Genomic DNA, 23,848 nt, shown 5'->3' on the forward strand with positions numbered 1-23,848 from the left:
TTATGCAGATATTTCAGCTCTGTCCGGGAGACTTTATGACAATGGATCGCCTGTTTACCTTGATGAAGGAAAAAGACGCATCTGACATGTTTTTTGCAGTCAATGCGCCTGTACACCTGAAAATCAATGGCAACCTGATTCCCATCAACCAGCAAAGACTGGATCACGACAATATCGCCTCCCTGTTGAGTGAGGTGCTCAGTAAAGAGCAGATGGATGAATTGCTGCGTGATAACGAATTGAACATGGGCATACCGGTGGCCAATATTGGCCGCTTCCGCCTGTCTGCTTTCCGCCAGCGCGGCAGCATATCCGCCGTATTCCGCTTTGTGCCGGGCACGATTCCGCGTCTGGGCGATCTCGGTCTGCCGCCGGTGTTAGCCGATTTGATCATGGAAAAGCGCGGTTTGATTTTGCTGGTCGGGGCCACCGGCTCCGGCAAATCGACCACCATCGCTTCGATGCTGGACCACCGCAATGAATTGCGCTCCGGCCACATCCTGACCCTGGAAGATCCGATCGAATACCTGTTCCGCAATAAAAAATCGATCGTCAACCAGCGTGAAATCGGCACCGACACCGTGAATTTATACACCGCGCTGCGCAATTCCATGCGTCAGGCCCCGGATTGTATTTTGATCGGCGAAATCCGCGACAAGGAAACCATGGCGGCCGCCATGGCCTATGCGCAATCCGGCCATCTGGTATTGGCCACGCTGCACGCCAACAACAGCTATAACGCCTTAAACCGCATCATCAGCTTCTATCCGATTGAAAACCGGCCTGCGCTGCTGCAGGATTTATCGACCACGATCAAAGCCATCGTTTCCCAGCGCCTGGTGCGCTCGATCAATGGCGGGCCGCGCACGCCGGCGGTCGAAATCATGGTCAACACGCGCCATATTTCCGAGCTGATCGAAAAAGGCGAAATCGGCCAGATCAAAGAAGCGATGGACAAGAGCCTCTCGCCCGGTTCGCAATCGTTTGAAATGGCGCTCTTGCAATTGGTGCGCGATAACAAAGTCAGCCAGGATGAAGCGCTGGCGAATGCTGACTCGGCCACCAATTTGCTGTGGATGTTGAATAACACCTCGGAAAACAAACCGGGCCAGGTGGAAGTCAAAGCGCCGGAAGAACCTGCGGCCACTTCTTACACTGAATTCACTTTAAATCTGTAATCTGTATGAGCAAGCTGTTTTTATATGGCATTCCGAATTGCGACACGGTGAAAAAAGCCCGCGTCTGGCTGCAAGAACAGGGCCGCGAATTCACCTTTGTCGATTTCAAAAAAATCCCGCCCGACGCCGCCCTGCTGCACAGCTGGCTGGCGCAAGCCGCACATGAGCAACTGATCAATCGCAAAGGCACGACCTGGCGCGGCTTGTCGGACGATGAAAAAAACGCGGTGTGCGACGCCGCCAGCGCCGCCAGTCTGATGCAGCACAAACCGTCTGTGATCAAGCGCCCGGTGTTGATCGATGACGGCAAATTATTAGCGCTGGGCTTTTCCGCGCAACAGTATGCAGAGCTGTTCTCTGCAAAATAACCATCCACTCAGAAAGAAAGCAAGACAAGCCAATGAGCGCTACCCTGGCCCTGACCGAAGAATTGATCCGCCTGCCATCCGTCACGCCGCACGATAAAGGTTGTCAGCAACGCATTGCCGAATTACTCACCGAACTTGGCTTTGCCTGTGAAAACATGCCCTCTGCGGATGTGGAAAACCTGTGGGCGCGGCGCGGCGCCAGCGGTCCGCTGTTGGTGTTTGCCGGCCACACCGATGTGGTGCCGACCGGCCCCGTCAAACAGTGGCATTCCGATCCTTTTACGCCGGAAATCCGGGATGGCAAGTTGTATGGGCGCGGCGCGGCGGATATGAAAGCCTCACTGGCGGCGATGGTGGTGGCGGTGCGCGAATTTATCAGCGCCCATCCGGATCATCGCGGCTCCATCGCGTTTTTACTCACCAGCGATGAGGAAGGGCCGGCGGTTGACGGCACGGTGGTGGTGTGCCGCAAGCTCAAAGAACGCGGCGAGCAATTGGATTATTGCATCGTCGGCGAACCGACTTCAGCGAAAGAGCTGGGCGATATGATCAAAAACGGGCGGCGCGGCTCGCTCTCCGGCCACTTGATCATCAAAGGCGTGCAAGGCCATATCGCCTACCCGCAATTGGCGAAAAACCCGATCCACCTGGCCGCCCCGGCGCTGGCTGAGCTGGCCGCCACCGTATGGGATGAGGGCAATGAGTATTATCTGCCGACCTCATGGCAGATTTCCAACATCCATTCCGGCACTGGCGCCACGAATGTGATTCCGGGTGAATTGACGCTGGATTTCAATTTCCGCTATTCCACCGCCAGCACCGCGCAAAGCCTGCGCGAGCGCCTCGAAGCGGTGTTGCACAAACACGATTTGCAATTCCATATTGACTGGGTGCAAAGCGGCCTGCCCTTCTTGACCCCGCGCGGCACGCTGTCAGATGCGCTGTCGGATGCGATTGAAGCGGAAACCGGCTTGCGGCCTGAGCTCTCGACCACCGGCGGCACCTCGGATGGGCGCTTTATTGCGCAAATCTGTCCGCAGGTGATCGAATGCGGCCCGCCTAACGCCAGCATCCATAAAATTGACGAACATGTCGAAGTGCGCCATTTGGACGCCTTGAAAAATATTTATCGCCGCACGATGGAAAATCTGTTGCTGTGAACTCTTATGACACCGGAAAAGAATATGAATCCTGATTTGAATCTTTTACAAACCGTACGCGATCTGCTGCGCTACGGCGTGACCCGTTTTAACCATGCCAAGCTGTTTTTCGGGCATGGCAGCAGCAATGCCTTCGATGAGGCAGCGTATCTGATTTTGCACACCTTGCAATTGCCGCTGGACCGCCTCGAACCTTTTCTGGACGCCCGCCTGTTGCCGGAAGAAGTGACGCAGGTGCTGCAAGTAATCGAGCGGCGCGCCACCGACCGGGTGCCGGCGGCCTACATCACCAATGAAGGCTGGCTGGGCAATTACCGCTTTTATGTGGATGAGCGGGTGATTGTGCCGCGCTCCTTCATCGCCGAATTGATCCCGGATCTGTTTTCGCCCTGGGTGGAGGCGGAAAATGTGACGCGCGCGCTGGATGTCTGCACCGGCTCCGGCTGCCTGGCGATTATGCTGGCCGACGCCTTCCCGCAAGCGCAGGTGGATGCGCTGGACTTATCGCATGCCGCTTTGCAAGTGGCTTCGCGCAATGTCGAAGAATACGAGCTGGCCGAGCGCGTCAAACTGTATGAATCGGATCTGTACGCCGGCCTGCCCGCCGGCCTGCGCTATGACTTGATTATTTCCAATCCGCCGTATGTCAACAGCCAGTCGATGCAAAAGCTGCCCAAGGAATACATGGCCGAACCGGAAATGGCCTTGGCCGGCGGCGAAGACGGCATGGATCTGGTGCGCCGCATTATCAGCGGCGCGGCGCAATTGCTGGAAGACGATGGCGTGCTGGTGGTGGAAATCGGCAATGAACGGGAAAACGCCGAGCGCGCCTTCCCGCGCGCCGAATTCACCTGGCTGTCCACCAGCGCCGGCGACGATATGGTGTTTTTGCTGACCGCAGACCAAGTGCGCGAACTGCATCAATCGCTGTAAGGACGCCGGATGATACGCATTTCCCGGCTGCACTTGATGCGCGGCAGCAAACCGTTGTTTGAAAGCGCAGACCTGACCATTCATCCGGGCGAGCGGGTCGGTTTGATCGGCGCCAATGGCGCCGGCAAATCCACCCTGTTCGCCATGCTCAAACGTGAATTGCATGCGGATGGCGGCGATTTCGATATGCCCGCCTCCTGGCGTATTGCGCATGTGGCGCAAAGCACGCCGGCGCTGCAAACCAGTGCGCTCGACTACGCCATGGATGGCGATGTGCATTTGCGCAGTCTGCAGCGGCGCTTGAATGCGCTGGAAACCTTAAGCCAGGCCGAGCAGCAAGCGCACGGCCTGGAACTGGCCAATTTGCACACGCAGCTGGCCGACGCCGACGCCTACACCGCACAATCACGCGCGGAACAGCTTTTGCTGGGCCTGGGCTTTTCCATGCAGCAAATGGGGCAGCCGGTGGCCAGCTTTTCCGGCGGCTGGCGGATGCGCCTGAATCTGGCGCAAGCCTTGATGTGCCCCTCTGATTTGCTGCTGCTGGACGAACCGACCAACCACTTGGATCTGGACGCGATTTTGTGGCTGGAAGACTGGCTCGGACGCTATCCCGGCACCTTGCTGGTGATCTCGCATGACCGCGATTTCCTCGACGGCGTAGCGCAAGTCACGGTGCATATTCACGAACGGAAATTGCGCCGCTACAGCGGCAATTACAGCGCCTTCGAGCGCCAGCGCGCCGCACAATTGGAGCTGGCCGCCGCGCAATATGAAAAGCAGCAACGCCAGCGCGCGCATTTACAGTCTTTCATCGACCGCTTCAAAGCCAAGGCCACCAAGGCCAAGCAGGCGCAAAGCCGGGTCAAAGCCTTGGCCCGCATGGAAGAGCTGGCGCCGCTGCATGCGGCGGCGGAATTTTCATTTGAATTCCGCGAACCCGACAACGCCCCCAACCCGCTTCTGCGCATGGAAACCGTGCAAGCCGGCTACCGCAGCGAAAGCGGCGATACGCCTATCGTCTCGCGCATTGATTTTGCGCTGCAGCTGGGCATGCGCATCGGTTTGCTGGGTGTCAACGGGGCGGGCAAATCGACCTTGATCAAAACCATTGCCGGCGAAATCGCACCGCTCTCGGGCCAGCTGACGCTGGGCAAGGGCTTGACGGTCGGCTATTTTGCGCAGCACCAATTGGAAATGCTGCGTGAAGATGACAGCCCTTTGCAGCATCTGGTGCGGATTGCGCCGCAGGCGCGCGAACAGGATTTGCGCAATTTCCTGGGCAGTTTTTTGTTCCAGGGTGAAATGGCGACCTCGCCTGTCAAACCGTTTTCCGGCGGCGAAAAAGCGCGCCTGGCGCTGGCCCTGATCGTCTGGCAAAAGCCGAATTTGCTCTTGCTTGACGAACCGACCAACCATTTGGATCTGGAAACCCGTGAAGCGCTGACGATGGCCTTGGCGCAGTTTGACGGCACCCTGATTCTGGTCTCGCATGACCGCCATTTGCTGCGCGCCTGTACTGATCAATTCATGATTGTGGCGGAACACCGTTTGCAGGAATTCGATGGCGATTTGGATGATTATCGCGACTGGCTGTTCAAAACCCGCCTGGCCAAAGCCGCCGCCCAGCAAGTCGAAAAAGAAGGAGGGGCCGACCGGCGCGAGCAAAAACGCCTGGAGGCTGAGCAGCGCCAGCGTTTATCAGTGCTGAAAAAACCGATTGAGAATAAGCTCAAGAAGATCGAAACCGCGATGACCCGCGCGCAAGAACAAAAAGCGCCGCTGGATGCGGAATTGGCCGGCAGTGAAATTTATGATCCGGCGCGCAAAGAGCGTTTGAAGCAGATTCTGGCGCAACAGGCGCAGCTGGCGCGCGAATTGGAAACGCTGGAAATGGAGTGGCTGGAGCAGCAACAAGCACTGGAAGACCTGTTACAACAACCTTGAGGGGAAGAGTATGCCGTTTGCCTGCTGGGCGATTCTGATCGCCGGATTGCTGCCGGTCTGCACTGTGGCCTTGGCCAAAGCGCAGCGCTGCTATGACAACCATGACCCGCGCACTTGGCTGGAGCGCCAGCAAGGCTGGCGGCGGCGCGCGGATTTCGCCCAGCGCAACCATTTTGAAGCCTTTCCCTTTTTTGCCGCTGCAGTCCTGGTGGCGCTGATGTATAAGCTCGATGGCGCGCGCATTGACCAGCTTGCCGCCGTCTTTCTGGCCGCCCGGATTGCCTACACCGTCTGTTATTTATTCGATTGGGCGCTGCTCCGTTCGCTGTTCTGGTTTGTCGGCTACGGCTGCATCATCGCCCTGTTTGTCATGACAGGAGGCGCCGCATGAGCGCCGAACAGCATCCTGCCGACTTGCCTTTGCAGGGCGTGCGGGTGTTGGATTTATCGCGCCTGTTGCCGGGGCCGTTCGCCGCCATGCGCTTAGCGCAGCTGGGCGCGGATGTTTTGAAAATCGAAGAGCCTGGAATTGGCGACTATGCGCGCGGCATCGGCCCGGTGCGGCAACAGGTGTCGCAATTTTTTGTCGGCGTGAATCATGGCAAGCGCTTTGCGCGTCTGGATTTCAAACGCGAAGAAGACAAGGCTGCTTTTTTGCGTATGGTGCGCGATGCGGATGTGGTGCTGGAGAGCTTCCGCCCGGGCGTCATGGAGCGTCTGCAACTGGGTTGGACGATGTTGCGCAGCATTAACCCCAAGCTGGTGATGTGTTCGCTTTCCGGCTATGGCAGCAGCGGCCCGCTGGCGCTGATGGCAGGACATGACTTGAATTACATCGCCATGTCCGGCATGTTGCAGCAAAACGTCAACGCCGATGGCGCGCCGGCCATTCCGAATTTGCAAATCGGCGACTTATTAGGCGGCGCACAGCAGGCGGTGCAAGGGATTCTGGCGGCATTGCTGGCGGTCAAAATGGGGCAAGCCGGGCGCCTGGTGGAAGTGGCGATGGCCGATGGCGTCTTGGCGCACAATGTGATGTCGCTGATTGCAGTGAATGCCGGCCTGGACGCGCCACCCGCCGGGGCTGATCTGCTGTCCGGCGGCGTGCCCTGCTACAACCTGTACCGCTGCAGTGACGGACGTTATATGGCGGTGGGGGCGCTGGAGTTGAAATTCTGGCAGATTTTATGCACCGTGCTGGAGCGCCCCGACCTGGGGGCCAAACATTGGATGTGCGGCCAGACCGTGGGCGGGGCTGAAAGCCGCCAAGTGCGTCAGGAACTGCAAACAATTTTCGCGCGCCACAGCATGGCGCATTGGCAAGCCCTGTTTGCGGATAAGGATTGCTGTGTCACGCCGGTGCTGACCATCAGCGAGGCATTACACCACCCGCAATTCGCGCAACGCCACGTGGTGACGCAGCAAGAGCATGAGAGCGAAGGCGTGTACTGGCAGACCGGCAGCGGCTTGCGCTTTCATTACTGAGCATCCGGGATAGTATTTCCGGTTTGCGCTTCATCGAATGGGGGCAGGCCCGGTTTTGCTTATTGCAAACCGCTTCCTTCGTGGATTCGCCGGCGGCGCATATCCTCAACCAAAGCGGGCCGGGCCGCGTTGCACTTTTTCCGGCTCTTTCTTTTCTTCTTTTTTCTTGGGCACGTAGCCGGTCACCAATTGCCCGTCCACTAAGCCCAGCGTGGCGCTGCCCATATCATCCTTGGCGACCCAAACCTGTTTGCCGATTCTGGCTTCCGCACCATAAAACACGGCCCGGTTGGCCTCGATATGGGCATCCTCATCCACTTGCAAGCCTTCATTGAGTTGCGCCAGTTCTTGATTCAGAACGGCCAGCTCTTCCTGCAATAACTGGCCGGTGGAAATAATCTTGGCCATTACCGCCGGATCCGCCTTCTTGGGATTGGCTTTATAAAATTTCAGCAGCTTGATCAATTTATCCAGCTCTTCATTCTTCTTATTGATCAGGGCCTGCTTTTGCACAATCGCCTTGCCGGCATAGGGATCGAGCCCGACCTGCAAGCGGGTTTTAACGCCGGATGGCGCACCCATCACATTTGCCTTGATCATATGTCTGGCCTGGCTGCTGCCGCCAATGATCTGGCTGTTTTTGGAGCCGGGATTGCCTACCACGATATCGTTTAAAGCAATCAATTCACATTGCCGCACACTGCGCTCGATATAAATCGAATCGCCCGCTTCGATATGCGCGCATTCAATAAACAGCGCTTGCAATGAACCTTTGCAAATCACGCGCGCAGTATCGGCCGGCAGACTGCTGGCGCCCGGGCTTAAATCCGCATGGCCGATGATGCCGCCGGACACCGCGACATTGCCGCCGGCTTCAATTTGCGCCGCCTCCAGCGTACCCTGGATAATGACATCGCCGCTCACCTTGATCTGCATGCCGGCAATCACATCGCCATGCACATGCAAAGTGCCGTCAAAATTGATATTGCCGACGGACAAATCGACTTGCGGCACATCAATCACCGGGTTGACCATCATGCCGTAGCCGGTTGGCACAGGCTGGCCCTCGATCTGGGCAATCAGTAAATCGGGATCTTCAGGATGCGGCGCGGCGCCGGGATAATCATGGCCGAAATGCAAGTCCGGCAACGCTTGCGGAAACGCCACGCCGCCTTTGATATCAATTCCGTTGACGCCCGGGATCGGCGGCACACGGCGCAATAGTTTGTCGCCCGGCTGGACAATCAATAAGTGGGATAAATCGCGGAATTTGACGACCGCATTTTCATCGATATGGGAGAGCTGCTCGCGTTTTTCATCCAGCAGATTGATGAACTGGGTAGGCACGCCCTCCTTGGCCACATCGCCTTCCGCCACCACCACGTCTTCACATTCGCCCAGCGCCACGGCGTCAGCAATCGCCTGGTGCTTGACGCCATATGTGACCCCCAATTGACGCAGCACCGCATCGACATCCTGGCTGGTCACCGCCACCCCGCCTTCGGGCGGAATAATGGTCAGATACGCTTGCATCAAATCTGCTGACAGACGCAGGCGGCACTCGCCATCGCGCCGCTTTGCAATCACCCAGATTAAAATCTGCTTGGTCTTTTGCGCATGCGCCAGAAAATCATTGACGGCGGAGTCAATCAGCTTAAAGCCATCCAGACCGGCATCCTGCAATGCATTGCGCAACATCACCTGAGTCAGACTTTGATTGGCGGCAGGGTCATAATGCGCCTGCAATTCGCCGCTTTCCTCATTGACCAGAAACCACAATGCAATCTGATGCGCATTCGCGTCAGATTCCTGGTCTGTCAGCGGCAAATCATTTTCCACCAAAGCCATACCTCCCCCGGCATCAATCAAGCCCGCGCACTGTGAGTCAGCACACGACACTCATTGCATCATATACGCAATTAACGGCAGCGCGGCAGTGCGCTGCATACGGATATGCCACAAAGCAACAAAAAAACGCCTGCGCGCCAATGCTGCAGCGTACTGACAGCAATCTTGTGCAATCGATAACAGGCGCTAAGCGCCCTGCTTCATCCGGCATGGCGCACGTTGCAAGCATGCAACAACGCAAGTAATCTTTGAAGGTCGGGGGGAAATCAGACGGCGTGAAAAATGCGGCGCAGGAAGCATTCCTGCGCCGCATTCAAATCAATCTTTGGGGGAAGGTTGCGGGCTGATGTTGTATAAATCCTGCCCGGCCTGGTTGATATGGCTGCGCAGCATTTTGCGCTCATCCGGGGTCAGTCTGGCCCCGGCGCGCTTGCCGGGATCTGTCACCGATTCGCGAATATTGGCCAGATATGCACGTCTGCGCTCTTCTTGCAAACGGGCTTCCGCCTCACGCAAATTCATCCGCTCCATGCGCTGATCCTGTCGCATGATGCGCTCGCCATCCTGGTTGGCATTAGCTGGCTGAGCAATGGCGGCGCTGCTCACGCCCCCCATCAAAAACAGTACCGCACAAAACGAGTCGAACAATGATGAATCTGTCTTTCTGCTCTCCAAGTTCATGATAATCTTCTCTCGAAACAACGTTTCCGGCTGATACGGAATCCAGTGGGAGCCGCATCCGGCTTGTGCAAGATGATAACGACGGTTTGCTGGAATTCCTGTTTTTATTATCTTACAACCGTCAGCTTTGCGGGCTTTACGCCTCACTGAGTTGAAGTGTAAAACCCTTGCCTGACTGCGGTAAGACCTATTGGGTAAAGTGTGTAACACATTGTAATGACTTCGTCCGATCCGTTTTCGATCGCCCGATTAAACGTTAACATAACACCATGAACACTTCCAATTCTACGACAACTCCCTCTACTCATCAGGCCAAAATTCTGGTCGTTGATGATGACGTCAGATTGCGCGATCTGTTGCGCCGATATCTGAGTGAACAAGGCTTCAATGTGGTCACCGCTGAGAATGCTGTGGCGATGAACAAGCTGTGGATCCGCGAACGTTACGACCTGCTCGTCCTTGATTTGATGCTGCCAGGCGAAGACGGCTTATCGATCTGCCGCCGGCTGCGCGGCGCAGGCGACCAAACCCCGATCATCATGCTCACCGCCAAAGGCGAAGATGTGGATCGCATCGTCGGCCTGGAAATGGGCGCCGATGACTATCTGCCCAAGCCCTTCAATCCGCGTGAGCTGGTGGCCCGCATCAGCGCTGTGTTGCGCCGCAAAGGGCCGGATGAAATTCCGGGCGCGCCTTCCGAAACGCCGCAAACCTTCACCTTTGGCGATTTCGTGCTCGATCTCTCCACCCGCACCTTAAAGAAAAACGGCGAGACAATCCCGCTCACCACCGGCGAATTCTCGGTGCTGAAAGTGTTTGCGCGCCATGCCCGCCAACCGCTGTCGCGCGAAAAATTGATGGAATTGGCGCGTGGCCGCGAATATGAAGTCTTTGACCGCAGCCTGGACGTGCAGATTTCACGTTTGCGCAAACTGATCGAGCCCGATCCATCCAACCCGCTCTATATTCAGACTGTGTGGGGCCTGGGCTATGTTTTCATCCCGGAAGGTCAGCCGCGCTAAGCCGCCACCGGTATGGATTTTGGCAAACTGGTCGAACCGGACAACGGTGGCGCACACCGCCGCCGTTCCCTCTCCCGCGTCGTCAGCCATCTGCACTGGCTGTTGCGCCAGCGCTTGAGCGCGCTTAAAAGCGGGCTGTTCTGGCGCACTTTTTTCCTGATCGCTTTTATCATCACCGTCAGCATGGCGGCATGGATCGCCAGCGTCCGCTTTTTTGACCGCGCGCCGCAAACGGAAGAACTGGCCGCGCGCATCACCTCGATTGTCGAAATCACCCGCGCCGCGCTGATGCATTCGGCGCCGGCGATGCGCACCGAATTGCTGTTTGACCTCTCCAGTAAAGAAGGCATCCGCATTTACCCGCTGGAAAAAAATGACAAAGCCGAGCCGCTGCTTGATGGCGCAGGCCTGGCCGAAACTTTATTGCTGGTGCAAACCCAGTTGGGGCCGGAAACCCGGTTTGCCGGCAAGGTCAACGGCGTGGGCGGCTTTTGGGTCAGCTTTAAAATTGAAGATGATGATGAATACTGGCTGATGTTAGAGCGCACCCGCCTGGTGCGCGGGGTCGGCTGGCAATGGCTGGGATGGGCTGGTATCGTCATGCTGCTCTCACTCTTGGGGGGCGTGATCATCACGCGCCGCATCAATTTGCCGCTGGCGCGTTTAACCAATTCGATCCGCGCCATGGCGCGTGGCGAGGCGCCCGACCCGCTGCCGGAAAACGGTGCGCGTGAAATCGCCACCGCCAACCGCGCCTTTAATCAAATGGTGACGGATTTAAAGCGGATTGAAACCGACCGCGCACTGATTTTAGCTGGCATATCGCACGATTTGCGCACCCCGCTCACGCGCATGCAATTGGAAGTGGAAATGGCCGATTTGTCGCAAGAAGCGCGCGAAGGCATGCAATCCGACATCTCGCAGATGGACGCCATCATCAGCCAATTCCTGGATTTTGCCAAACCGGCAGAAGCGACCAACTTCACCATGCTCAATCTGTCCGAATTGATGCAGGATCTGACTGCGCGCGCCAGCCGCCTGCCGGACATGAAAATCAACGCCCAGATTGATCCCAACATCCATGTGGTCGGCAATCCGGTGGATTTGAAACGGGTCTTGAATAATCTGGTGGAAAATGGCCGCCGTTATGGCCGCACGCCCGACTCTGATTTGCTGGAGCTGGATATCAAATGCAAAATTGAAAGCGGCGAAGGCGGCAAGCGCGCCGTGCTGGAAGTGGCCGACCATGGCGTGGGCGTGCCGGAAAGCGAAATCCAGCAACTGAAAAAACCCTTCACCCGGCTCGATGCCGCGCGCAGCCAAGCCAATGGGGCCGGTCTCGGGCTGGCGATTGTCGATCGGGTGGTGGCGCGCCACGGCGGGGAATTTATTCTCACCAACCGTGCCGGCGGCGGTTTTTTAGTCCGCATCATTCTGCCCGGCGCCAAAGTCAAGAAAGCTGATAAATGAAAACATCCGCCCGCCTCCTGGCTCTGCTCAGTCTGAGCATGCTTTGCTCTTGCGCCAGTTTAAGCCGGGATGAATGCCTGCGCGGCGATTGGTGGCAAATCGGTATGGCAGACGGCAGCCGGGGCGCCGGCATGCAACAGCTGGCGCAACACCAGAAAGCCTGCGCGGAACACGGCGTGATCCCGAATGCGCAAACCTGGCTGGCGGGCCGCAAGCAAGGGCTGCTCTCCTATTGCCAAGCCGAAAACGCATTTCAGCTGGGCCGCAAAAACAGCAGCCACATCGCCGGCGACTGTGAAGAATTTCAAAAGCCGCAGTTTCTTGCTGAATATGCGCGCGGCCAGGAAATCTGGCGGCTGGAGCATGAAGAAGATGAGAAAAAAAGCGATTTGGACAAACACAAAAAACGCTTAGGCAAAATTGATGAGCGCATCACATTTTTGCAAAAAGAAGCTGAGCGTAAAGACATCAACCAGGACGCACGCAAGCGTATCGATGACGAATGGCGTCAATTGCATGCGGAACGCAAAGATAATCTGCACCGGCAAAACCGCCTGCAGACAGAACTTGAGCATTTGCAGCGGCAAATCCGCCACCGTCTCAGAGAGTTTGGCCGCTATTGATGCCTGCCGTTTTGCCACCCGACACAGGAAGCGCTATGCAAAATTTCGACTTTTATAATCCGGTGCAGGTCTTGTTTGGCAAAGGCCAGATCGCCAACCTGGGGATGCTGCTGGCCCCCTACTCCCGCATCATGCTTTTATACGGCGGCGGCAGCATCATGCAAAACGGCGTATATGAGCAAATCAAAGCTGCGCTGGGTGAAAAATCCTGCATCGAATTTGGCGGCATTGAAGCCAATCCCACCTATGAGACCTTGATGCGGGCAGTTGAGATCGGGCGCAACGGGCAAATTGATTTCATCCTCGCCGCCGGCGGCGGTTCAGTGATTGACGGGGCCAAGTTTGTCGCTGCCGCGATTCCATTTCAAGATGGCGATCCCTGGCAGATTTTGGAAAAATGGGGCAGAAATGTGCATAGCGCGACACCGTTCGGCTGTGTGCTGACGCTGGCCGCAACCGGCTCGGAAACCAACTGCGCATCCGTGATCACACAAGCCGCCACCCGCTCCAAACGCAGCTTTTCCAATCGCGCCGTGTTTGCCCGCTTCGCGATTATGGACCCGCAAACCCAATACAGCCTGCCGCCGCGCCAGATCGGCAATGGCGTGGTGGACAGCTTTGTCCATGTGGTCGAACAATATCTGACGCAGGATTGCCAGGCTGCGGTGCAAGACCGGCTGGCTGAAGGGATTTTGCTGACCTTGATTGAACAAGGCCCGAAAGCCTTGCAAGAGCCACAAAACTACGCCGTGCGCGCCGATTTGATGTGGGCCGCCAGCATGGCTTTAAACGGTATGTGCGGAGTAGGCGTAATCCAGGATTGGTCCACCCACATGGTAGGCCATGAATTGACCGCCTTGTACGGGCTGGATCATGCGCAAACCCTGGCCGTGGTGCTGCCTGCCATGCTGCGTGAGCGGCGCGCACAAAAGCAAAACAAACTGCTGCAATTTGCGCGCCGCGTCTGGCAATTGGAGAGCCGCGAGGCAAGCCCGGAAGCAGTGTGTGAAATGGCGATTGCCAAAACCGAGCAATTCTTCCGCGAGATGGGCGTGAAAACCCGCTTATCCGAATACGGTTTGGACAGCCAGGCGATTGAAGCTGTGCAAAACGCCCTGCGCGCGCACCGCATGGTCAGCCTGGGTGAGCAGCGCGATATCACGCCGGAAGTGGTGGGGCGGGTGCTGCAGCGCTGCTTGTGACAGCCCCACACGCGCGACTCAAGCCGCGTACAGCAAGACCACGGCTTGCGCCGCGATGCCTTCTTCGCGCCCGAGAAAACCCATCTTTTCATTGGTTTTCGCCTTCACGCTCAATTGCGTCAGGCTGACTTGCAAATCCTGCGCCAAATGCTGCAGCATGTGTGGAATATGCGGCGCCATCTTGGGCGCCTGGGCGATGATGGTGGCGTCCAAATTTCCCAAACGCCACCCCAGTGCGCACACTTTTTCATACACAGCGCGCAATAAGCGGCGCGAATCAGCCCCGGCCCAAGCCGGATCGGTATCCGGAAAATGGCTGCCGATATCCCCCAAAGCAGCCGCGCCCAGCAATGCATCCGTAATCGCATGCAACAACACATCCGCATCTGAATGACCATGTAAGCCGGTGTGATGCGCAATCTCAACACCGCCGATAATCAATTTCCGCCCCGCCACTAAACGGTGCGAATCATAACCCTGCCCTATGCGCAACGGCGCTTGGGCATGTTGCTTTGCTTGCATTGTGTTTTCCTTTGTCTGTGCGGCAGCAGCCTGACTGCCGGCATATTGCCCCTGCAACCACGCCAGATCGGCGCTGCGGGTGACTTTTAAATTGCGCGGGCAGCCTTCAACCAGGCGCACCGGCAAACCGGCCAGCTGAATCGCGCTGGCCTCATCGGTGATAAGTTGCGGCGCGTCTTGCAGCCCCTGGCGCAAAGCGCGCAACAATAATGCCGCGCGAAACATTTGCGGCGTTTGCGCCAGCCACAAATCCTCCCGCGCCACGCTTTCCCGCACATAGTGCCTGCCGGCTTGCGTATAGGCGCGCTTAACGCTGTCAGCGACAGGCAAGGCCAGCATGCCGCCCACCGGATCATCCTGCAAATCGCTGATCAAGCCTTGCAAAGCTGCCGCGCTCAACCCGGGACGCGCCGCATCATGCACCAAAATCCAATCATCATCAGCCACGCTGCAACGCGCATGCAATACCTGCAAACCTTGCGTCACCGTCTCAGCTCTGGTGGCGCCGCCATTGCGTAAAATCATCAGGCGCGGGGCTGAATTTTCAGGGGGAAACAGCGCATCGATGTAAGGATCATCCGCACTGACCACCAGCGCCACAGCCGTCACCAGCGGATTTTGCAGCATCGTCTCCACCACATGTTGCAACAGGCTTTTCCCTTGCAATTCCAAATACTGTTTGGGACGGTCTGCTTGCATGCGGCTGCCAACCCCGGCAGCCGGTATCAATGCAAAAATCCTGGCCCCCGGCGCCGCCTGCAACCTGTCACCATTCATCTCGTGCGTTTCCACTTGCTGACTTATCCTGTCTTGATAAAAGCAGAATTTTACCTTGCGCCAAGCTGCAACAGAATGATGCAAAGCGCAGAGTTTGCGACAGTTCAAACCAACTGCAGCAAAAAAAGCGCTACAATGCAGACAAAGCCAAGGACAGAATATGGCATGCCAAGTTTTCTTCGTCGAGGTGGTATGGCTGCAATCGCTCGCACGCTGCGCCATGCCAGGAAATAACCGGAAATGAGGAGAAGAAAATTTTAAATACGCTCATTATCGATGACAACCAGATGATTCGCATGTTGTTGCGCACCATCATGAACGATGCGGGTTACAAGGTTGTAGGTGAGGCTAGCAATGGTGAAACCGGCATGGAACTGGTGACCAGACTCAAGCCCCACATTGTTTTTTTAGATGTGATGATGCCCGACAGTAATGGCGTCGAATTGCTCAAATGCATTCTCGAAAAAGCGCCAATGACCATCGTGCTGATGGTCACCGGCAAGCGGGATGCGGAAACTGTGCAAACCTCGATTCAAGGCGGCGCCAAAGGTTTTATCATCAAGCCCTTTAATGCCGGCACGGTATTGGATGCCGTCAAAGGCGCGGTCGCCCGCGCTGCTGCGGAACGGGAAGAGCGATTAAAAGCGAAGACTCAAGCCGCGCAATCTTAATTGCCCCTCCTGATATCTTAATCATGCGAAACGCGAACAAGCGTTTCGCATGATAGATTCCATGCTCGCGCATCTGTGCGGAAAAGAAAAACTGAGGCAAGGCTGCAACTGCCAGCCAAGCGCTTGAAGACTGCGCCATGACAATAATTCCTTGTCATTATGTGCGCAAAGCAAACCCGCTTCCTGCTGAAATAAGCGGCGACCCATCATGGTTTGATTCACGCGCGACAACAGTCTGCACAAGCGGCGCAATCGCATTGCAAGAAACCATAAGGGCCGCCCACGGCGATCCCGCTTAGCCCTCCGGAAACTCGCCGTGCTCCATGTAGTGCTGCATTTCTTTCCGCACTTCCATCAGCAAATCCTCGACTTCCTGTATGCGCTGCGGCGGACATTCACATTTGCCGGCATGTCCTTCCAACTCAATCGCATACAGTGTTTCATATAATTTTTGCGCCCCCGTGTTGCCAACCGAGCCTTTTAAAGCATGCGCCTCAAACTCCAACTGTTTGGCATCGCCTGCCAAAGCCGCCTGTTTGACTTGCTCAAACTGGCTCACACTCTCACTTAGAAACATGGTCACCCACTCTGTGAATATCTCACGATCAAAGCCCACGGTTTCCAATAATTGTGTAGGATCGCAATGCTGATAAGTAACTGTACTCACATCCACCTCCACTCTATTCAACTATCGCCAAACCTCAAATCAAGCGGTTGGCCCGTTTTGCCGCAGACTCCAGGTATGGCGCCAGCATCGCATAGCCGCCATCCAATGCATCCAACAAAGCCGGGATATCATCCAGCTCATTTGCTTTGACGCAATAATTGATTTCATCTGATATTTTTTGCAATGGCAATGCATTGAAATTGCCAAACAGCCCGGTCATGGAATGCGCATGTCTTTGCAAACTATCCAAATCTTTTCCCTTCCAGGCGCGCCGCATATACTCAATCTGCTCTGGCGCGTGCACCAGGAAATGTTCGGCAATCGCCAAGACAATTTCCTGATCCGCCGTGGCGATTCCAGATGCATAATCATACTGCTTGGCGTTTTGTTGCAAACTCTGCAAGGGGCCAAGCACTGCCGGAATATCAGGGCTGCAGACCACTTCCGCATTGACTTGCGGCGCCGGAGTGGCGGATGGGCCATAGCGTTTCAATATCGCCTGAAATGCATCTGACTTGAAGGGTTTGGACAAATAATCATCCATGCCGCCAGCGATGCATTTCTCGCGGTCGCCTTCCAGCGCATTCGCCGTCATCGCGATCACAGGCGTATGCGGCGCACCGGCAGCTTCTCTTTCACGTATCTTGCCGGTTGCTTCAAAACCACCCATCACCGGCATTTGCAAATCCATCAGAATAATGTCGTATTTCTTCTGTTCATGCCGATCCAAGGCCTCTTGGCCATTATTCGCCACATCCACTTTATGGCCCCATTTTTTGAGCAAAGCAGTGGCCAATTTTTGATTCGACAAATTATCTTCCACCAGCATAATCTCAAGCGACTGCTCAGGATCGCGGTTGGCCAGGCGCGCTGCGCTGGCTTGCGCCTGTTGCTGACTGCGTCCGCCGCCGATCAACGATAAGGCCGCTTGCAATATCTCATCCGGCGTGGTGGGCTTGAGCAGATAAGATTGAATGCCGAATTTACGCGATTGTGTGGCATCCCCCGGCATCCCGGTTGAAGACAGCATAATAATCGGCGTCTTCGCATATTTTTCATGAGTGGAAATCGCCGCAGCAGTCTCAAAACCGTTCATGCCCGGCATAGCGAAATCCATCACAATACAGTCAGGCGCTTCTGCTGCGCTTTGGCAATATTGCAAAGCTGCCTCGCCACTGAACTGGCAAATCGTCTCCACCGACCAGCGCGCAAAGATCGCGCGCAAAATCGTCATATTGGTTTGATTATCATCGACCAGCATAAAACGCATGCCGCGCAAACTGCGCCAATCCCCCAGCGGCTGGGCCGGCTTGGCCTCATGATCAATACCCAGCACCAGAGTGACCGCAAAAGTGCTGCCGACCCCAACCGTGCTCTCCACTGTCACCTCGCCGCCCATCATGCCAACCAGCAAGCGGGTAATCGACAAACCCAGTCCAGTGCCGCCAAAACGTCTGGTGGTAGAACCATCTTCTTGCGCAAAAGCCTCAAAAATCATTTGCTGCTTGTCTTTGGGAATGCCGATGCCGGAGTCCGTCACACTGATCTTGAGCATTAATTTCTGCTCCAGCCGTTTGACTGCGGCGCGCACCACCACCTCGCCACGTTCAGTGAACTTGATCGCATTCCCGACCAGATTGGTTAAGACCTGGCGGATCCGGCCCGGGTCGCCTATCAAGAATGCAGGAATTTCCGGATCCAATTCCAACGCCAACTCCAAGCCTTTTTCCTGCGCCCGCAAGCTCAAAACGCGCAAAGTTTCCAGCATGGTCTTATTGAAATCGAAGGTGATTGCTTCGATTGTCATCTTGCCGGCTTCGATTTTGGAGAAGTCCAAAATGTCATTGATGATTTGCAGCAAGGCGTCGGCAGAAGAACGCACAATTTCCAGGTATTCGCGTTGATGCCGGTCAAGCTCGGTTTCCAGCGTCAAGTCGGTCATGCCGATAATGCCATTCATCGGCGTGCGGATTTCATGGCTCATATTCGCCAGGAATTCGCTCTTGGAACGGCTGGCCGATTCCGCCGCTTCCTTGGCTTGTAACAAAGCGCGCTCTGCCGCTTTTTGATTGGACATATCAACAATCGTGCCCACCAATCCACGCGGACTGCCATCGGGGCGCAGCAAACAGGCTTTGCTATACATGGTATAGACTTGGCGGCCATGGATATTAAGCATGACCTCATAATTTTGCGTGCCGCGCTCCTGATACAATTTCAAATCGCGTTCATGATGGAATTCAGCCAGATCGGGCGGCAGTAAGTCAAATACTGTTTTGCCAACCATCTGCGCTTCCGTCACGCCAAACAATTCACAGGCGGCGCGATTCATCCGCATATAGCGCCCGTCCACATCCTTGAGGTAAATTGCCTGCGGAATGGTCTCAATCAGGGCGTCGATAAAACTCAGGTTTTCTTTTAACTGCTCAGTCGCATTGCGCTGCTCAGTGATATCACTCAAACTGCCGGTCAAGCCCAGCAGTCTGTCATTTTCATCACACTCACGCTGTGCGTATAAGTCGATCCAGCGGAATTCACCCTGGGTGGTATTGAAGCGCAATTGCAATTTGATCGATTGCACGCGATCTTCCAGCAAATCTGCAAATGAGCAGGCGACTTCCTCACGATCCTGTGGATAGACGAAATGCAGCGCATTTTTCCCCAATGATTCTTCAATCGCATAACCCGTCACATTGCTCCAGGCCGGATTCAAGAACGTCCAGGCGCCGGTTTGATCGACCCGGAAAACAATTTCCTTCAGACTATTTACGACAGTCCGGTATTCCCGTTCACTGTTGGCGATTTTTTCCGCCATCCGCTTACTTTCAGTAATTTCTGTGCGGATTGCAATATATTGATAAGGCTGACCATCGCCATCCAGGAATGGCACAATCGTGGCATCCACCCAGTATTGCTCACCGGCTTTTGAACGGTTGCATATTTGCCCATGCCACACGCGCCCGGAGGTGATGGTTTGCCACAAATTGCTGAAGAAATCCAAGGGGTGATAATGCGAATTAATCAAGCGGTGATTATTGCCGATCAATTCTTCGCGCGAAAAGCCGCTGATCAGACAAAATTTATCATTGACATACAGAATATTGCCAGAGGTATCCGTTATGCTCACAATCGCATGTTGATCCATGGCAAAACGCTGGTTAAACAACTCAAGCCGGCTGGCTTCCTGTTGCTTGACCAAACTCGGCAATAAGGCCGACAGTCCTTCCAGATCCTCTTCCGCCGGCAATTGCAAACCGGTTTCATTATGTTCGAGCAAGGCCGCTGCCGCTTCGCGCAATGAGGCCAGGACACGATTGCGGCTGACAATATCGGCGCGCATTTTTTCATTCACAGAAGAGAGTTCAGATGAACTCATCTCCAAACTGCGCGAGCGCAAATCCAAGTCCCTGTCATACTGCTCATAGGTACTGTCAACGCGGTCAATAAAGCCCTGCAACCCTTCCAGGAAGGATTGCAATTCTGCAGGCAAGCCGGACTGTGAGCTGAGCTTTTGCGCCGCCTCAAGCAGCGCTTGCAACTCTTCGTCCGACTCAATGCCGCATTCGCGGCGCAGTTGCCGGTTCAGCGTGCGATGCATAATCTCAGGTTTCTGAAATCCAGCTGATGGTCATGGTTTGATTGTGCAAATGGCAAGCCCCGAGGAAAGTCGAGCCTGCAATTTCACCATTTGAATAAAAGCCCGTCACCGCTGTATTCTTGCCCAGCACATCGGCCACGGCTTCAATTTCCTCATCCACCCGATCCCCCATCACCAATTTGCGGCCGATACAAGAAACCAGAATCGCCAGGGCGTCGCCGTTAATCGATTTATTCCCGCGCTCATAGGCGGATTTGGCGGCGGTTTCCGCGCCTTCGATTAATTTATCGGTGGAGGAATGCATGAGTTTTAAATAGCCTTTGGGATCGATATCGCCAGCCAGCGTCAACGAACCTTGCGCTTCGTCTATGCCTAAAATCGTGCGGAAGATACCGCTCTTTTCCTGCTGCTCACCCAGCATCTCAAACGGGAACAGCAAGCCGGAGCCTGGCAGGTCTTTGGCGTAATCGCCCAGATAACGCTTATAGATATCGAGTGCGCTCTCGCCGTCCAACTCATAGAGCACGTTTTGATCGCAACGGGTGACTTTACGCGCCGGCCCGAATGGCTCCCAGCCGGCAAAAGTGCCATAGCTGAGCTGAACCGCTTCGCCATAAAAGCCAACGGCGACGATTTGATTATCCGCACTCTTTTCGGCGGAAATGGTCCAGGTTTGCCGGAATGCGCCGCCATCCGCCGCAAGTCCGCCGGAAATCGCCACTTCCTGCGGCAACACCGCCTCCATACCGGCAACCAGCGCGCTGCCATTGATGGCGACGCCTGTGCCAAACACCAGCACAGCACGCAAGCCTTCTTTGGGCAAGCCGGCGGCCACCCTGCTGCCTGCATCCTGCGAATCCTGCATCCCCATAATTTCCGTAGTGCTGCTGCGCACTTGCGCTGCGCCGAATTTAACCGCCGTCACTACGCAGGAGTTGTCATAGACGCGGTCAACTGCGATTTCCCCGGCAGTTGAGCAACCCGCGATCACAGTTTGCGGGAACTGTTTTTTGATCGCGTCAAATAATTTGGGGGATTCAAAGAAAGTAACGCCGCCAAACACCAATAACAAATCAGCGCCTGCAGCCGCCAATGGCGTCAAAGCGGCATCGAAATCGGCATTGGCCTTAATCTTGATCTGGGTGGTCTTCACATCAGTCTCCTTTGAAGATACTGCAAGCAAGTGATGTCAAGCCTGCGCTTCAAGCCGAAGAGACTCTTCCCGCGCACACCTGCAACTCTCACAGCAACAAACCGATATCATGTGCTGCATTCCAGGCGCAGGGATGTGGCGCCAGTGCGCTCCGGCCATCAGGCATGTCGGAGCATACTCCATGCAAGTTGTACTCTATATGAAATTAGGCGCAATGGGAGGGCTGCAGGCGTTTTTTTGAAAAAAAACCACTGCCGTTGCGCAACCCGCCATTTTTTTTGCCGCAAGCGGGACAGCCTGCCTGCAGCTGGGCGGATGTGCGCCTGCCTGACAGGGCAAAAAAAAAACCGCTCAGTTGAGCGGTTTTTTTGACATACATGTTTTGGCGGAAAGGGAGGGATTCGAACCCTCGATACGGGAGAACCGTATACTGGATTTCGAGTCCAGCGCATTCGACCACTCTGCCACCTTTCCTTCGGGTCGAAACGTAATCTGTTGATTACGTCGGAAAGCCAAAACTATAGCAGCCTGACTTCTGTTTGTCCAGAGAATCCAGCGATTTTCATCACTTTCTTTGGAACTCAGCCTTGCACAATGCAAAAGGCATTCAATTTGTTGCCATCCAGATCACGAAAGTAAGCCGCATAGAAGCTTTCGCCGCCACGGAAGCCGGGGCCGCCTTCGTCCGTCCCGCCCAGCTCCAGCGCCTTGTTATAAACTGCATCCACCTTTTCCTTGCTGTCAAACGCCAGCGCCACCATGACGCCATTGCCAACGCTGGCAGGCTTTTGATCGAAAGGTTTCAGGATGCCCAGGCTGGGGCTGCCCATGGAGTAACCCCATACATAGCCGCTTGGAAATTCCATCAAACGCTTGGCGCCATATAAGCCCAGCAATTCATCATAGAATTTTGCCGCGCGTTCCAGATCATTTGTACCTAAAGTGACATAACCGATCATTTCATAACTCCTGGTGGATGGTGGGGAGGGATGGGACAGGCCTGCCATTGCGCAGGCCTGGATTGCACTGCAATATCAGGGACGGATAACTGCGACTCCGCCCATGTATGGCTGTAAAACCTGGGGGATGCGCACGCTGCCGTCAGCTTGCTGGAAATTTTCCAGAATCGCCACCAAAGTCCGGCCAACAGCCAGGCCCGAACCGTTCAAGGTATGCAGCAATTCCGGCTTGCCTTGCGCATTGCGGAAGCGCGCCTGCATGCGGCGCGCCTGGAATGCTTCGCAATTGCTGACCGAGGAAATTTCGCGGTAGGTCTGCTGCGCCGGCAGCCACACTTCCAGATCATAGGTTTTGCTCGCCGAAAAGCCCATGTCGCCGGTGCACAGCGCCACCACACGGTAAGGCAATTCCAGTTTTTGCAAAATCTTTTCCGCATGGCCGCGCATTTCTTCTAACGCCGCATAAGATTGTTCCGGATGCACGATTTGCACCATTTCGACTTTATCGAACTGATGTTGGCGGATCATGCCGCGCGTATCGCGCCCGGCGCTGCCGGCTTCCGAGCGGAAGCAAGGCGTATGCGCGGTGAGTTTGAGCGGCAATTGTTCTGCCGCCAGAATCTCATCGCGCACCATATTGGTTAAGGAGACCTCTGAGGTTGGGATCAGGTACAGATTTTCGCCCTGCCCGTCCTGACCGCCTTTTTTCACCGCGAACAGATCTTCTTCAAATTTCGGCAGCTGGCTGGTGCCGCGCAGGCTGTCGCCATTCACGATATACGGCGTATAACATTCGGTGTAGCCATGCTCCGTGGTGTGGGTGTCGAGCATGAATTGGGCCAAGGCGCGATGCAAACGGGCGATCTGGCCGCGCATGACGGAAAAGCGCGAGCCTGTGAGCTTGGTGGCCGTCTCAAAATCCAAGCCCATCGCGCTGCCGATATCCACGTGGTCGCGCACGGTGAAGTCAAACACCGGCGGCGCGCCGACGCGCGCCACTTCCACATTTGCGCTTTCATCAACCCCTTCCGCCACCGATTCATGCGGCAGATTGGGCAAATGCATCATGAAATCATGCATGCGCGCCTGCAGCGCTGCTAATTTGACTTCATTTTCTTTCAAGGAATCGCCCAGACCGGCCACTTCAGCCATCAATTCGGCGGTGTCTTCACCCTTGCCTTTTTTGATGCCGATTTGCTTGGACAAAGTATTACGCTTGCCTTGCAATTCTTCAGTATGGGTCTGCAAGCCTTTACGCTCGCCTTCCATAGCGGAAAACGCAGCCACATCAAGCACGAATTTGCGGGCGGCCAAGCGTTTTTCCACGCTGGCGATGTCTTTGCGGAGCTGTTGTATGTCAATCATGGGAAAGCCGGAGTTGGATATTCAAAGCAAGGATTGTATCAAGGCTTGATGGCATGACGCGCTTTTATGCTGCAGCTTTTATCTGCAAACCCCGCACGCGCGCGCCGCCGCCCTTAAAAAGCACGGGGCCTGATTGTTGCAACCCCGCAAACAACAAGCCCGGCTGGCTGCCGGGCTTGTTGTTTTCTGAATGCGCCCGTTGACGGGGCGCCGCAACGC

20 protein-coding genes and 1 tRNA gene are annotated in these 23,848 nt (G+C 55.5%); 12 read left to right on the plus strand and 9 right to left on the minus strand.

Going from position 1 to position 23,848, the window contains the following annotated elements; all coding sequences use genetic code 11:
- Nucleotides 1–35: 35 nt before the first annotated feature.
- From V8J88_RS11230 to V8J88_RS11260, 7 genes are read left to right on the plus strand one after another with little or no spacing between them, the layout of a single operon-like run.
- Nucleotides 36–1,178 carry a PilT/PilU family type 4a pilus ATPase gene (locus V8J88_RS11230; RefSeq protein WP_338849618.1) on the plus strand — a complete coding sequence of 381 codons (1,143 nt, stop codon included), beginning with the start codon at nt 36–38 and terminating at the stop codon, nt 1,176–1,178.
- Nucleotides 1,179–1,183: 5 nt separating this feature from the next.
- Nucleotides 1,184–1,546 carry an ArsC family reductase gene (locus V8J88_RS11235; protein WP_338849620.1) on the plus strand — a complete coding sequence of 121 codons (363 nt, stop codon included), beginning with the start codon at nt 1,184–1,186 and terminating at the stop codon, nt 1,544–1,546.
- A 32-nt stretch (nt 1,547–1,578) separates the two neighbouring features.
- Nucleotides 1,579–2,706 (plus strand): succinyl-diaminopimelate desuccinylase, encoded by a 1,128-nt coding sequence (dapE, locus tag V8J88_RS11240; protein WP_338849622.1) that lies wholly within the window; start codon nt 1,579–1,581, stop codon nt 2,704–2,706.
- Between the two features lie 24 nt (nt 2,707–2,730).
- Nucleotides 2,731–3,639, plus strand: coding sequence for a 50S ribosomal protein L3 N(5)-glutamine methyltransferase (gene prmB / locus V8J88_RS11245; protein ID WP_338849624.1), 909 nt, complete (start codon nt 2,731–2,733; stop codon nt 3,637–3,639).
- 9 nt (nt 3,640–3,648) lie between these two features.
- Nucleotides 3,649–5,586, plus strand: coding sequence for an ATP-binding cassette domain-containing protein (locus V8J88_RS11250; protein ID WP_338849626.1), 1,938 nt, complete (start codon nt 3,649–3,651; stop codon nt 5,584–5,586).
- A 10-nt stretch (nt 5,587–5,596) separates the two neighbouring features.
- Nucleotides 5,597–5,977 (plus strand): MAPEG family protein, encoded by a 381-nt coding sequence (locus V8J88_RS11255; protein ID WP_338849627.1) that lies wholly within the window; start codon nt 5,597–5,599, stop codon nt 5,975–5,977.
- Nucleotides 5,974–7,071, plus strand: a complete 1,098-nt coding sequence (locus V8J88_RS11260; protein ID WP_338849628.1) for a CaiB/BaiF CoA-transferase family protein — start codon at nt 5,974–5,976, stop codon at nt 7,069–7,071. Before V8J88_RS11255 ends, V8J88_RS11260 begins: the two co-directional genes overlap by 4 nt.
- Nucleotides 7,072–7,176: 105 nt before the next feature.
- Here the strand turns inward: V8J88_RS11260 and V8J88_RS11265 are convergent, their stop codons facing one another.
- Complete coding sequence (locus tag V8J88_RS11265) at nt 7,177–8,919, minus strand: FapA family protein (RefSeq protein WP_338849629.1); 1,743 nt, start codon at nt 8,917–8,919, stop codon at nt 7,177–7,179.
- 318 nt (nt 8,920–9,237) lie between these two features.
- Nucleotides 9,238–9,468 (minus strand): hypothetical protein, encoded by a 231-nt coding sequence (locus V8J88_RS11270; protein ID WP_338849630.1) that lies wholly within the window; start codon nt 9,466–9,468, stop codon nt 9,238–9,240.
- Between the two features lie 401 nt (nt 9,469–9,869).
- Here V8J88_RS11270 and ompR point away from each other — a divergent pair, with 401 nt between their 5' ends.
- From ompR to V8J88_RS11290, 4 genes are read left to right on the plus strand one after another with little or no spacing between them, the layout of a single operon-like run.
- On the plus strand, nt 9,870–10,622 hold the full coding sequence (gene ompR / locus V8J88_RS11275; RefSeq protein WP_338849631.1) for a two-component system response regulator OmpR: 753 nt from the start codon (nt 9,870–9,872) through the stop codon (nt 10,620–10,622).
- Between the two features lie 12 nt (nt 10,623–10,634).
- Nucleotides 10,635–12,092, plus strand: a complete 1,458-nt coding sequence (locus V8J88_RS11280; RefSeq protein ID WP_338849632.1) for an ATP-binding protein — start codon at nt 10,635–10,637, stop codon at nt 12,090–12,092.
- Complete coding sequence (locus V8J88_RS11285) at nt 12,089–12,715, plus strand: DUF2799 domain-containing protein (protein WP_338849633.1); 627 nt, start codon at nt 12,089–12,091, stop codon at nt 12,713–12,715. Before V8J88_RS11280 ends, V8J88_RS11285 begins: the two co-directional genes overlap by 4 nt.
- A gap of 35 nt (nt 12,716–12,750) precedes the next feature.
- Nucleotides 12,751–13,917: an iron-containing alcohol dehydrogenase gene (locus V8J88_RS11290; protein WP_338849634.1), complete on the plus strand. Its 1,167-nt coding sequence runs from the start codon at nt 12,751–12,753 to the stop codon at nt 13,915–13,917.
- Between the two features lie 18 nt (nt 13,918–13,935).
- Here the strand turns inward: V8J88_RS11290 and ispF are convergent, their stop codons facing one another.
- A complete protein-coding gene (ispF, locus tag V8J88_RS11295; RefSeq protein ID WP_338849635.1) occupies nt 13,936–15,138 on the minus strand; it encodes a 2-C-methyl-D-erythritol 2,4-cyclodiphosphate synthase in 1,203 nt (400 codons plus the stop codon).
- Nucleotides 15,139–15,167: 29 nt separating this feature from the next.
- Between ispF and V8J88_RS11300 the strand changes: the two genes are divergently transcribed.
- Nucleotides 15,168–15,887, plus strand: a complete 720-nt coding sequence (locus V8J88_RS11300) for a response regulator (protein ID WP_338849636.1) — start codon at nt 15,168–15,170, stop codon at nt 15,885–15,887.
- A 295-nt stretch (nt 15,888–16,182) separates the two neighbouring features.
- On the opposite strand, the gene V8J88_RS11305 is transcribed toward V8J88_RS11300, so the two are convergent.
- From V8J88_RS11305 to serS, 6 genes are all read right to left on the minus strand, one after another.
- The gene (locus tag V8J88_RS11305; RefSeq protein ID WP_338849637.1) at nt 16,183–16,560 is read right to left on the minus strand and encodes an Hpt domain-containing protein; all 378 of its coding nucleotides are present in this window, start codon (nt 16,558–16,560) and stop codon (nt 16,183–16,185) included.
- Nucleotides 16,561–16,588: 28 nt separating this feature from the next.
- The gene (locus tag V8J88_RS11310; RefSeq protein WP_338849638.1) at nt 16,589–20,152 is read right to left on the minus strand and encodes a PAS domain S-box protein; all 3,564 of its coding nucleotides are present in this window, start codon (nt 20,150–20,152) and stop codon (nt 16,589–16,591) included.
- A 4-nt stretch (nt 20,153–20,156) separates the two neighbouring features.
- Nucleotides 20,157–21,305 carry an FIST N-terminal domain-containing protein gene (locus V8J88_RS11315; protein WP_338849639.1) on the minus strand — a complete coding sequence of 383 codons (1,149 nt, stop codon included), beginning with the start codon at nt 21,303–21,305 and terminating at the stop codon, nt 20,157–20,159.
- Between the two features lie 383 nt (nt 21,306–21,688).
- Nucleotides 21,689–21,779 (minus strand) — tRNA-Ser (locus V8J88_RS11320).
- A 107-nt stretch (nt 21,780–21,886) separates the two neighbouring features.
- The gene (locus V8J88_RS11325; protein ID WP_338849640.1) at nt 21,887–22,264 is read right to left on the minus strand and encodes a VOC family protein; all 378 of its coding nucleotides are present in this window, start codon (nt 22,262–22,264) and stop codon (nt 21,887–21,889) included.
- 75 nt (nt 22,265–22,339) lie between these two features.
- Nucleotides 22,340–23,629, minus strand: a complete 1,290-nt coding sequence (gene serS, locus V8J88_RS11330) for a serine--tRNA ligase (RefSeq protein ID WP_338849641.1) — start codon at nt 23,627–23,629, stop codon at nt 22,340–22,342.
- Between the last annotated feature and the right edge of the window lie 219 nt (nt 23,630–23,848).

The sequence above is a fragment of the Massilia sp. W12 genome, assembly GCF_037300705.1.
Lineage (GTDB): Bacteria > Pseudomonadota > Gammaproteobacteria > Burkholderiales > Burkholderiaceae_D > JACPVY01.

Excerpts from the sequence above, each read along its gene's own strand:
- V8J88_RS11230 (WP_338849618.1), top strand. The coding sequence starts at position 36 with ATGACAATGGATCGCCTGTTTACCTTGATGAAGGAAAAAGACGCATCT.
- V8J88_RS11235 (WP_338849620.1), top strand. The coding sequence starts at position 1,184 with ATGAGCAAGCTGTTTTTATATGGCATTCCGAATTGCGACACGGTGAAA.
- dapE (WP_338849622.1), top strand. The coding sequence starts at position 1,579 with ATGAGCGCTACCCTGGCCCTGACCGAAGAATTGATCCGCCTGCCATCC.
- prmB (WP_338849624.1), top strand. The coding sequence starts at position 2,731 with ATGAATCCTGATTTGAATCTTTTACAAACCGTACGCGATCTGCTGCGC.
- V8J88_RS11250 (WP_338849626.1), top strand. The coding sequence starts at position 3,649 with ATGATACGCATTTCCCGGCTGCACTTGATGCGCGGCAGCAAACCGTTG.
- V8J88_RS11255 (WP_338849627.1), top strand. The coding sequence starts at position 5,597 with ATGCCGTTTGCCTGCTGGGCGATTCTGATCGCCGGATTGCTGCCGGTC.
- V8J88_RS11260 (WP_338849628.1), top strand. The coding sequence starts at position 5,974 with ATGAGCGCCGAACAGCATCCTGCCGACTTGCCTTTGCAGGGCGTGCGG.
- V8J88_RS11265 (WP_338849629.1), bottom strand. The coding sequence starts at position 8,919 with ATGGCTTTGGTGGAAAATGATTTGCCGCTGACAGACCAGGAATCTGAC.
- V8J88_RS11270 (WP_338849630.1), bottom strand. The coding sequence starts at position 9,468 with ATGCGACAGGATCAGCGCATGGAGCGGATGAATTTGCGTGAGGCGGAA.
- ompR (WP_338849631.1), top strand. The coding sequence starts at position 9,870 with ATGAACACTTCCAATTCTACGACAACTCCCTCTACTCATCAGGCCAAA.
- V8J88_RS11280 (WP_338849632.1), top strand. The coding sequence starts at position 10,635 with ATGGATTTTGGCAAACTGGTCGAACCGGACAACGGTGGCGCACACCGC.
- V8J88_RS11285 (WP_338849633.1), top strand. The coding sequence starts at position 12,089 with ATGAAAACATCCGCCCGCCTCCTGGCTCTGCTCAGTCTGAGCATGCTT.
- V8J88_RS11290 (WP_338849634.1), top strand. The coding sequence starts at position 12,751 with ATGCAAAATTTCGACTTTTATAATCCGGTGCAGGTCTTGTTTGGCAAA.
- ispF (WP_338849635.1), bottom strand. The coding sequence starts at position 15,138 with ATGCAAGCAGACCGTCCCAAACAGTATTTGGAATTGCAAGGGAAAAGC.
- V8J88_RS11300 (WP_338849636.1), top strand. The coding sequence starts at position 15,168 with ATGCAAAAATCCTGGCCCCCGGCGCCGCCTGCAACCTGTCACCATTCA.
- V8J88_RS11310 (WP_338849638.1), bottom strand. The coding sequence starts at position 20,152 with ATGCATCGCACGCTGAACCGGCAACTGCGCCGCGAATGCGGCATTGAG.
- V8J88_RS11325 (WP_338849640.1), bottom strand. The coding sequence starts at position 22,264 with ATGATCGGTTATGTCACTTTAGGTACAAATGATCTGGAACGCGCGGCA.
- serS (WP_338849641.1), bottom strand. The coding sequence starts at position 23,629 with ATGATTGACATACAACAGCTCCGCAAAGACATCGCCAGCGTGGAAAAA.